The following is an 11,315-nucleotide window of genomic DNA, read 5'->3' on the forward strand; positions in this document are numbered from 1 at the left end:
AGCCGCGAGATTAGACCATAAGCCCGTGGGAGGCGAGAGAGAGTTTCGGGCCAGCGGCGCTGGACAAACCGCCAATGAGCACTAGTCCATCTCACCAATGCGGCTGGCATTCTCCTGGATATTGTCTTCCGCCCTTGCGAGGCGCATCTCGATATTTTCAGCCCACTCCTTGCTCAAAATTTCGGGTGCCTTCGACTTTGCGAAGGCATAACCGCTGCAACTCGCGACAAGGAAAGCGAGCAGGACGCCCCACACCTTGGATCTGTTCTGCCAGGCGCCCGCCGGGCTTCGCGCCATCTCGTGCATCCCCGGATCGAGCGCATCATCGATGGGTTCATCCAGACGGATGCCGTGCGCCCGCCGGTAGTGGGCCAGAACCGAAAACTCCTGCCGACGATCCCGCGCCTTCCGGATGGCCCGGGCCCTGATTCGGCGCGCATGCCGCTCCATCCGCATCCGACTTTCATCGTCCCTCTGCCATGCCGCCATTTTCGTTCTCCCTGTCGTGCGGGCCGCGAAACGTAGCGCGCCGCCGCCCTGTCCGGCAAAATCAGGCTCAACGCGTGCGCGGAAAACCCAAATCCACCTTGCTCGTCGCGGGATCCGGCCAACGAGATGTCACCACCTTGCCGCGCGTGTAGAACTGGATGCCTTCGGGGCCGTACATATGCGTGTCGCCAAACAGGCTCGCCTTCCAACCGCCGAAGCTGTAGTAGCTCACTGGCACCGGGATCGGCACGTTGATGCCGACCATGCCGACTTCCACATCGAACTGAAACGCGCGCGCCGCGCCGCCGTCGCGGGTAAAGATCGCGGTCCCGTTGCCAAAGGCATTCGCATTGATCGTCGCCACGCCCTGCTCGTAGCCAGCGACGCGCATCACACACAGAACCGGGCCGAACATCTCGTCATCATAGCAGGCCATGCCCGGGCGGACGTGATCGAGCAACGACGGATCGAGAAAGAATCCGCCGCTGGCCGGGTTGGGCGCGCCCGCAGCACTCGCCGCTGCATCGGCAGCACCTGCCCCGCCGCGCCTTCCATCCACGACCACCGTAGCCCCGTCCGCTGCGGCACCCGCCAGATAACTCGCCACGCGGTCGCGGTGCTCCGCACTGATCAAGGGGCCCATTTCGCTTGATGGATCATCTCCGGGGCCGACCTTCAGTCCCGGCAAGCGTGCGGCGATCTTCTCCACAAGCGAATCAGCGACAGCATCCGCTGCGAGCACGACGCTGATGGCCATACAACGCTCGCCGGCGGACCCATAGGCCGCACTGACGGCGGCGTCCGCTGCCATATCGAGGTCGGCGTCGGCCAGCACCAGCATATGGTTTTTCGCCCCGCCGAGCGCCTGGACGCGTTTGCCGTTTTTCGCCCCGGTCTCGTACACATGACGCGCAATCGGGGTCGAGCCGACAAAACTCAAGGCTTCAACATCCGGATGTTCGAGCAGGCGGTCGACCGCCACGCGGTCTCCCTGCACCACATTGAAGCAACCGTCGGGCAGGCCCGCTTCCGCCAGCAACTCGGCCAACAACAAGGAGACCGACGGATCCTTCTCGCTGGGTTTCAGTACAAACGTATTCCCGCAGGCGAGTGCCCCGGCAAACATCCACATGGGCACCATGGCCGGGAAATTAAACGGCGTGATGCCCGCCACCACACCCAGCGGTTGGCGGATGCTGTAGACATCCACGCCGGTTGCGGCCTGCTCGCTGAAGTCGCCCTTGAGCAGCTGCGGGATGCCGCAGGCAAATTCCACGTTCTCGAGCCCACGCGCAATCTCGCCGAGCGAATCCGACAACACCTTGCCATGCTCGGCGGTCAGCACCGCGGCGATCTGGTCGCGTCGTGCATCGATCAGGGCACGCAGACGGAACAGAACCTCCGCGCGTTGCGAAAGACTGGTGGCGCGCCAGGCCGGAAAAGCTGCTTGCGCCGCGGCAACGGCCGCATCGACTTCTTCCAGAGAAGCAAGCCCCACCTGACCGCGCGCCTGACCTGTGGCCGGGTTGTAGACGGGCGCTTCGCGACCGGAGGTCGAGGCCACACGTTTGCCGGCAATCCAATGCGGGATCTGCTCCATGGGCTTGTCTTAGCTTCCCGACGCAACTCCGCGCCACCTCGAGCCCGCGCCACGTCATGCCCGCAACATCTCGAGCCCGCGCCATCTCAAGCCCGTGCCGCGAACCATGGCCACTCAGGAGGGCCCCAACCGGGCCTCAACCCTGCTGGTCGAGGAAAAAGTCCAGCATTGCCGGGGTTGCGAAAAACGGGCCTGCTGGCTGCGTCAGCCCGCCCGGCCAATGGTGGCCGACACCGCGAACCGCACAATTCTGGATCGGGGCCGCCCCGACACAGGTAGTCGCCGCCTCGCAATCGGCATTGGCCGCCAGATCCACCGGCACCCGCGCCGCATTGCATTGATTGGCCGCGAGGAATTGGGGGAAAAGCTGGCTGCCCAAGGCCGCGTAGGGCACCAGCGGATCATCGATCATATTGGCAATCCACAAAGAGGTATCCTCGGGTAGCGCACAGGCAACATTCCAGGCCCCGACCACGGCCGTTGTCGCGGCAATGTCCGGCGCCTCGCAGGCGAGATGGGCCGCCATCACACCGCCTGCCGAAAAACCATTGACCAGAATCCGCTGCTCATCGATGCAATATTCCGAAGCCACCCGGGCGATCATGTCGCGCGTGAATTGCACATCATCGACACCTGCGGCCGCCGCCTCGCCGCAGCACACCCCGCCGTTCCACGAAAGGCCGACGCCGAGCCCGGCGGCCACAATCCATCCCCGCCGTTGTGCCGCATCCGGCAATTCGGTCACGGCCAGATAGGCCTCCGGGGTCGCGTTGGCTCCGTGATAGCCAACCACCAGCGGCACCGGCTGACCGGTCAGAGCGGACTCCGGTACAACCAGAGAAAACTCTCGCGCAAGCCCGCCGGACCGGATCTCCACGGAGAACATCCCGGCGCTCCCGCCGCGATCGGCGCAGAGGTTCGGTGCGGCGCTGCCGCCGCAGCCCGCCAATAGCAGCAAGAGCGAGCTCAGAAAGATTGGCTTCCAGAATCCGGATCGATCCATCCCCTGATGATGGAAGACCACCACCCACCTCGTCAACGCACGGCGATTCCCTCTTCGCCCAGCCGCAAATTCGGAAAAAAGATAAAACCCTAAATAATTGAATTTACTAGGTTAATTAAGAAACCAGCCTGCCTCCGTGGATCGTGCCGTGCCGGGGCACGCTGTGCCACCGAAAAGCACGCCCTACCGACAGAACGAAGTCGGGCCGGAGCCAAGCGAGGCAGACGGCGCATATCCGAAGGAGAGGGATCATGAAATTCTGTCGAATATTGAAGGAAAAAGAACCATCCACAAAGCGCTTCCGAGGAGCCTTTGCCGCGGCGACCATAATGCTCGCGGCGTTCCTGCTGCCCGCACCGGCCAGCGCCGTCGAAGAAGACCTCGTCTATCGCGGCCACCGTTACGACCGGTTTGCGTTGGGCAACGGCGATCATTCGGCGTTTCACGCCGGTGGTCGTCAATCCACCGGCCGGCGGGTCGCTGTTGGCTATGGCGAAACCCGGCCGCTCTGGGCCGCCGACCCGCTGAACCAGGCCGTCGCTCATGAAGACTTCCTGATCATGGGATTCGATACCACAGGCGAGCCCGATTCGTCGTTTGCTCCCTGCGAGTCGCCCATCTTCGGCGTTTGTCCTGCCCCGGCCATGGCTCGGATCAATATCCGCCAGGGCAACAATTTTCTGGGGCAAACGGTCAAAAGCGATGATCGTGCGCTGGCTGTGGCGATCGACCCACAGGACCGCGTCGTTGTCGTCGGCACCTCGACACTCTTCGGCAACACGATGGGCGCCATCATTCGCCTGAACGCAGATGGAAGCCTGGATGCGACCTTCGGGAATCGGGGCATTGTCCTGGTTGCATCCCCACATGGTGGCGACAGCAGCCTTGCAGCGGTTGCCATTCAACCCGACGGCCGAATTTTGGCAGCAGGATCGCACCAAACCAGAACGCCCGAGGACTCCGCCTTTCTGTTGACGCGGGTCGTTGACGATGGTGGTTTCGATCCGTTTTTCTGGCGCGCGGGGCCTGGCGTTGCGAGTATCAATTTCGCGCAAGGCAGTATCCCCAGCCGTGATGAAGCCGTCGCCATTTTGATTCGTCCCGACAAAAAAATCGTCGTGGTGGGCACAAGCCACCATGGATATTACGATCAGCATTTTCATCAGACAGCTGATTATGCTCTGGCGTTGCTGAGAGAAAACGGCTTCGAAACCGGTGAATTGGCTCAGTTCCCCCAAGGTAAATTCCGCGAGGATATCGCGGAAAGAAGCGGCGGCCAATACAGCTATGACGTCGCCACCGATGCCCTGCTGCTGGACGACAATAGCATCGTGATCACCGGCCAAGTCACCCAACCTGGCCGCACCGGGGTTGCGCATGTTGCAAAATTCGATCAATTCGGCCGCTATCAGGATATCAACCTTTCCGGCGTTGCCGGCGAGATCCACCCAGCCAATCGTGTTTCGATCGCCACGGCCATCAGCCAACATCCGCACGGGGAAATCCTCGTGGCGGTCAACGCAGGCGGCATCAAGCAGAACGAACATAATCTGAACCCGCTGGCCGGTGTCCAAATCACTCCGGATCTCGAGATCAAGGAAATTTATCGTTCCGACAATCCCGGACAATGGGCCAACGCAACTAACGACGTCTTCGCGCTTCCCGATGGCGAGGTCGTTCTGGTGGGCAGTGCCTACCCCGCGGACCGGGACGAACTACGAGCGGCCCTGTGGCAGCCTCTATACTCTTTTTGCGGCAACGGCATTCTCGAGGAAGGCGAACAATGCGAAGCTCCCTTCGGCGCCTGTTGCGATTCATTTTGCAGATTTTCTTCACCCAAGCAGCAATGCAGACCCTCACTCGACGAATGTGTCGAAGACGCGTTCTGCTCCGGCGAATCAGCCATCTGCCCCCAGGCCCCGTTTGCCGCAGAAGGCACACTTTGCGGGGACGGCGCAGAGGGCCAGTGCACGGCCGCGGATACCTGCGACGGGCTGGGACATTGCGTCGACAACAACCAACCAGCCGGAACCGCGTGCGGCGATGCCGCAGGCGAATGCCAACTCGGCGACGTCTGTAACGGCGATGGCATTTGCGTCGAAGGAGCCTTTGAGCCGCAGGGAACTGCCTGTGGCGACCCTGATGCTCTCGAATGCAACGCACCGGACACCTGCGATGGGACGGGTAGCTGCGAAGCGCGCCTCGATCCGGTGGGGACACCGTGCGGCAACGACTCGAGCACGGAATGCACCCTGCCCGATAGCTGTAACGAGAACGGATCCTGCGAAGAGAATCACCTCGCGCACGGCAGTGCCTGCGGCGACGCAGGCAACGAATGCGTCCTGGCGGACTTCTGCGACGGCGATGGCGCCTGCACCGATCCCGGGATGGCACCTGCCGGCACCCAAGCGCCGGAGTTCTGCAATGATGGCAGCAGCTGCACCGCAGACCTCTGCAATGGAGCTGGCGGCTGTGACAACTCGCGGGCCACGGATGAATTCAACGTCGACATCGATGGCAATGGAGAAATCGACAACGATGGGGATGGTATCTTTGATGCCTGCGATAGCTGCGTAAACCTCTGCAATGCAGATCAGGCCGACACCGACGGAGACTGCCCGGCGGTACCCGGCGGTGCCGAATGCGGGGATGCATGCGACGCCTGCCCGGCGATCGATGAAGACAACCAGGATCCGCGCTGCAATGATCTGGCTGGTCTGGGCGAGAATGCGGCCATCGGTTGCTGCATTCCGGAGGGCTCTGTTGCCGCGGCCGTCGACGAGTTTGGCGGTCAGTGCGAAATGCCCGACGACGTCGAAGTCACCTCGCCCGATGGACAGGTGACGATCCGCATCCCGCAAGGCGCGGTCGATGAGGAGACGACCATTTCGGCAACCCGAACCACCAAAGGGGGACGACAGCATACCCTGCGCGGCACCAACCGACACGTCAGTGCGGTCACCTTTGCCCCTCCGGGACAGGACTTCAATCCACCTCTGCAGATTGTATTCCGCTGGGAGGACAGCGAAAACCGACAGGATCAGGAAGCCCCGCTCGACGTCATGGACCCGGGCAACCGACCGGGCCGCGACTGGATGTGCCATCAGGGCGACGGCTGGTCAGATCGCTCTGACACTTCCTACCGTGTTGCCGAATCCAACATGGTTCTCGTCCACCGTGAGAATGCGGAAGACGAAGAGGAAGAGCGTGGCGTATTCTCGCCCCAATGCGGAAATGCACTCTGCGGTGAAATCGGCGCAGACGGCTGGCCAAGCGACTGGGGCGATGAGAACCAGAATCGCCGCACGGACGATGACACGCTACGGTTCTGCTGTGACCTTTGCCGGAACCAGGTTTTCTTCGAAACCCGGCACTTCAGTGAGTACGCCATCGGCAAAGCCACCTGCGCCGAAGCCCAGAAGCCTCGGGTCATCGCCACGCTGAGCGACAGGATCTCGCGCGACAAAGTTCGGATTCAGGGCAGCTTCGATCTGGCGCAGGCCAACATCGATCGCCTCGCACCTGACGAGAACGGCATGGTCATCACCGTGACCTCAGCCCGCGGTGAAATCGTTCTTCAGGACACGATTTCGGGAAGTGCAACCAACGCAGGCCAGAACGGCCGTTGGCGCACCAACCGCAGCCGGACATCTTTCCGGTTTTCGGGAGCGCGTGCCAATTGGAAGGTCTCGCTGAAGGAAAAGCGTGGTCAGGTGCGGTTTGCACTGAAGGGGGATCGACTTGATTTGGACGAGCTTGGCCCGGAGGATCTACCTCTGGAGACCGAAGTTCGGTTCACCACGGACACCGCCCCCGTGCTGGAGCAGGACTGTACCGACCTCCGCTTCGAGGCCGCGCGCCAGAGCTGCGAGCTCAGCCGCGATGGAATGGGGGTGAGCTGCCGCTGAGGCACTTCTGAGATATTCGTTCAAAAGAGCGATCGGCCACGGAAGAACCGTCGGGGTCGATCGCTCTTTTTTTCGATCGACTCTACGTCTGCCAATCTGGGAGCACCGCCGGGGCGTAGGAGCAAATCGTTCCGGTATTCAGATTTGCAGCCAAATGCGCATGCAGGTCTGGCAGATCACGCCGAATTCGATCCAACGCAGATTTGATGCGCTTGCGCACCGCGGTTCGAGCGCGCTCGACTTCCGAGCCGGTTTTCCGCCGCCGCCCCCCCAAGCCTGTAGCGCCGCTCACCATGGCGAGAATCGCTTCGATTTCTTCACGCAACATCTGGACTCTACCGAGATCATGGTGACTCTCTGCTTCGGCAAGCTCCTCGCGAGCTTCCTCGATCCGGGCGCGATACGCCACCAAAGCCTGCTGGTCCACGATCTCGAGGCCATCATCATCGGCCAGTCCAAGCTCTCCGGATTGCAGGCTGGCTCGATCCAGCGGGTTCGTCTCGCCGGCTTCTGATCCTGTCATCAGATCCCTGCAATGCAGATCCTGATTTGGATGACGGAGCAAAATCTGAATGCAGTCAAATCCACGCTGATATCGAAGTCGCGCCGTCTCGCCAGCCCAGGAGATCTCCCAGAAATCACCACGGGGCGCAAAAGTAGCCTGCGGGGGCGCCTCCACTAGAGCCCCTCCGGCCGGAAGATCGGCGGAAACGGCGGAAACGTCCAGCTCTCCTCGCTCGCGCCCCGCAGCCTCCACCTCGGCAAGCAACGCCCGGAGGCCCTCCAGCTTGCAGTCCTCAATCAGCCTCATTGCTTCGGCGACCCACGTCCTGGCCTGCGAGAAATCCTTGAGCGAAGGATCACGAAAGCCCATCTGCGCTCCATGCAAGCGAATCCGAGCCGCGAAGTAATTTGCGCCGATGGAATCGTTGACTTCAACGGCTCGAGCACAGAGTCCCAGCGCCTCTTCTCGCCGACCCAGAACATCCGCCAACTGCGCCAAATAGCCTGCGACCGCGCCGGAGCAGACAATCGCGGAACTGGCAACCGCCACCCGATCCTTGAAAGGTTCCAGAAGACTGTAGAGTTGAGCGGCGGCGCGCTCATGACGAAGGCTGTGGACACTCTCCGACAAGAGGCAAATCGACGAGAGCCACTGGGCATCCCGTGGGATCTGGGAAAATTCAAGTCCGACCCATTCCTCCAGCACCGACTCTGCCAGAGCCCGATCGCGGAGAACTTGCAAGACCACCTTCAGCATCCCGGCTTGCCAGTGACTGGCCATATCTGGTGCGGCGCCGACCGGGACTCGCGCAACCGAACCACCAGCCGAGAGCTCGGCTACCTTGCGGGAGCCCTCGAGCTGCGAAGCGATAGCGACAACCTGATCGCTCCAGGGTGCGCGAATGGCGCCCTGGACTGCTTGGGCGGCCTCAGATAATTCCAGATCCGAAGCAGCGGTAGTGCCTTCGGGCATTTCAGGAAACTCCAGGCCTGGCAGGGCCGGACCGCCACCCGCGGCGGGTAACCCGACGATTTCACATAAATGGGCCTGCAAAACCAAGGTGCATAGAGCCGCACTCAGATAGGTAACGGCTGTGCTATTCTCCAACCCCGCTTCCAGCATCCGACGCGCGCCGACCGCGTCCCCGCGCATCGCACACCGCATCGCATTGAGATGAAAGGGATACCAGGACGTCGGGTGTTCGGCATTCAGAGCCACCTGCTTCGAGATCTGCCCGATGGCATAGTCTGCCCCAGCCACATCACCAGCCGCCAAACTGTCCACAACCAGAGTTGTGCTCGGCACCAACAGGAGATTGCTATCCGCTTTCTTCGCCAGCACCTCGAGTAAATCCTGCCCCAACTTGACACGTTCCTCCGGGGGCCGACCAAAGACATTACAGAGCAAAAAAACCGCCGTCGAATGAATCCGGTCTTCCGGGTCTGCCGTCGGCAACTCAGCGGAAATCAGAGCCTGCAGGGATAGATCTTCACATTCCTGACGGGCAGCCGGGTCGCTGATCCGGTGCAGTAGCGCCGCCTTGCGAGCCAAGAGGGCCGCGGAACCATCCGCCTCGGCGCTCGCCAGGCATCCCTCAATCATCGAAAGAACCTCGCTCAGGATCGCGGCGTCCATAGTTCGGCCACGCTCGGCATCGACAATCCGGGTTACCGTGCGCCAATCCAGCTCCAACCCAGCTCTCTTGAGAATTCGTCGACAGTCTCGCAAGCTGGCCAAAGCAGGAGCGCCCTCGCCCACCAGCGCCGCAAAACGCTCGATCTGCAAATCGGCTCGCAAGGATACGGAGTCCGACCCTTCGCTTCGATCAAGTGCCTCGATACCACGATCGGTCCACTTCTCGGCGGCACCCCATGCAGCCGCCTGATTGGCTTCCCTCGCAGCACGTAAAGCCCAACCCCCAGCCAGATCGCCCGGTAACAAGGGTACGGCCATGCAACAATGGTAAGCGATTGCCCCGCTAGCAATGACCGCCCCTTTAGCCTCCCGACGAAGGAGGGCCCTCGCGTATCTTTGATGCAGCGAGCGACGCTGCGCGGGCGCCATCGAGCGGAGCACGGGGTCGCGCAAAAGATTGTGAGCAAGAAGGACGGGGCCTCGAGGCTCGTCCGAGACTGTCCGGACCAAACCACCCGAGAGAAGCTCCCCAAGCCATTGTTCCGTGTCATCAAGCGAGCGATCGAGAACCTCGGCCAGAAGCCCGACATCAACGGCCTCCGTTTCCATGCCGATCGCGTGCAAAAGTTCCCGAATCGTGGCGTTATAATTCGCAACACGGCTGCGCAGCAAGAGAGAGACCGCCTCGGAAAGCGACCTCCCTTCCAGCAAAGCGGCGGCGTCCTGTTCCGAGCTCTGGCCCAACTCCCAAGCCAGCATCGGATTCCCCGCTGTCAACCGATGCAGCAACTCCGGGCCACCTAAACGTGCGGTCAGGTCCGGCCCGACGATCTCGGCAATCGCTGTCGGCCCGAGACAACTTAACGAGAGCACATGAGAAGACCCGCTGCCCGCGAAGGCCACCATCGCATCAGCTCCGGTGCCCTCTGGTGCGTCAGCCTCCAGAAGACCCGCCACCAGAATCAGGACCGGAAGCTGCTCGACCCCCTCCGCCACAAGCCGAAGTGTCTCGACCGATGCGGCATCCATCCGCTGCACATCATCCAGAACGATCAGGACCGGGGCTTCCTCACAGGCGAGCGCGATTGCATCCGTGAGCTGAAGAGCGAGGCGTCCAGATTGCAAGCCCGAACCTCCCAGGTATCCATCCTCGCCAGCGGCCTTTGCGGTCACAACTTCGCGGCGGAGAGCCGCACATGCCTCCCCCGCGAGATCGCGCAAAATTCGCGGCCAGGGCCAGGGCAGCCGCGCACGAGCCCCCGCTTCAATGATGCCGTGTCCTACCTGAAACCCTCGAGCGGCTGCCTTTTCACAAAGGGCGCCCAACAGAGTCGACTTTCCGATTCCCGTCGAGCCCTGCAGGACCACCAGACTCCCTATGCCGTCTTCGGCATCCGCCAGAAATTGTTCGAAGAAATGAAGCTCACGGTCGCGGCCAAGAGGTGCCTCCCCCCTGCCCCCGAACCGAACGCTCGGTTTTCGTATGTGCTCCAAATCGGTCATCGCTTGGTTCGAGCGCATGAGCGCTCACGCCTATCTAGATTTCATAGAAAGAGCGCCCCCGCTACCAGCAAGCGCAGCCGGAGCTACGCTCGCTGCCTCAGGATCGATACCATCTCGGGCAAGTCGTCGCGCCCGATCAACAGGCAGGGCGGCCGCATCCCCGCAGCCTGTGCCCTGGCCGCACGCGTAAAGCCCGATTGCGTCACCACAACCGCCACCGAACAGCCATGGAATTGCGCGCCGGCATTGGCCTCCTGGACAGCCGAGTTGCCCACGTTGCTCTTGTAGCGCTTGGCCTGGATCCCGAACTTCGTTCCCTCAAATTCGGCAATCACATCCACACCGAAGTCGCCGGAGGTTTGGATATCTTCGGTCTTGAAACCCGCATCCTGCAGGACGGCGGCAATCCATGCCTCAAAAGCCGCTCCGCTCAGGGTATCCAGATCGGCGAGCTTATAGCCGAGCAAGGCTTCCCGCCTGGCGCGTGCGGCGGCCTCGGCGGCCTGCGCCTTCCAGCGACGTCGACCGTAGACCGCACCGCCAATCGCCAGCAACGCCAGAAATACGACCCCGGGGTTTTCACCGGCCAGACGAAAACTCTCGACCACCACGAACAGGGCCGCCATGATCAGCAGCAGGGTGAGTGCCCCCTGCACACTGCCTTTTTTGCGC

The 11,315-nt window shown here is 61.9% G+C and carries 6 protein-coding genes; 1 reads left to right on the plus strand and 5 read right to left on the minus strand.

What is annotated here, in order from left to right; genetic code table 11:
• Positions 1-81 precede the first annotated feature (81 nt).
• The 3 genes from P8K07_00370 to P8K07_00380 all read right to left on the minus strand — a co-directional run bounded on the left by P8K07_00370 (position 82) and on the right by P8K07_00380 (position 3,128).
• Positions 82-489, minus strand: a complete 408-nt coding sequence (locus P8K07_00370) for a hypothetical protein (GenBank protein ID MDG1956974.1) — start codon at positions 487-489, stop codon at positions 82-84.
• A 67-nt stretch (positions 490-556) separates the two neighbouring features.
• Complete coding sequence (locus P8K07_00375; protein MDG1956975.1) at positions 557-2,089, minus strand: CoA-acylating methylmalonate-semialdehyde dehydrogenase; 1,533 nt, start codon at positions 2,087-2,089, stop codon at positions 557-559.
• A gap of 136 nt (positions 2,090-2,225) precedes the next feature.
• Positions 2,226-3,128, minus strand: a complete 903-nt coding sequence (locus P8K07_00380; protein MDG1956976.1) for a PHB depolymerase family esterase — start codon at positions 3,126-3,128, stop codon at positions 2,226-2,228.
• A gap of 215 nt (positions 3,129-3,343) precedes the next feature.
• Here P8K07_00380 and P8K07_00385 point away from each other — a divergent pair, with 215 nt between their 5' ends.
• The gene (locus tag P8K07_00385) at positions 3,344-7,000 is read left to right on the plus strand and encodes a hypothetical protein (protein ID MDG1956977.1); all 3,657 of its coding nucleotides are present in this window, start codon (positions 3,344-3,346) and stop codon (positions 6,998-7,000) included.
• An 82-nt stretch (positions 7,001-7,082) separates the two neighbouring features.
• Here P8K07_00385 and P8K07_00390 read toward each other — a convergent pair whose 3' ends face one another.
• Together P8K07_00390 and P8K07_00395 are read right to left on the minus strand one after the other, a co-directional pair.
• A complete protein-coding gene (locus tag P8K07_00390; protein MDG1956978.1) occupies positions 7,083-10,643 on the minus strand; it encodes an AAA family ATPase in 3,561 nt (1,186 codons plus the stop codon).
• An 83-nt stretch (positions 10,644-10,726) separates the two neighbouring features.
• The coding region (locus P8K07_00395) for a restriction endonuclease (protein ID MDG1956979.1) at positions 10,727-11,315 on the minus strand (589 nt) is incomplete at its 5' end.

It is taken from the genome of Candidatus Binatia bacterium (assembly GCA_029248525.1).
Classification (GTDB): domain Bacteria; phylum Desulfobacterota; class Binatia; order UBA12015; family UBA12015; genus UBA12015.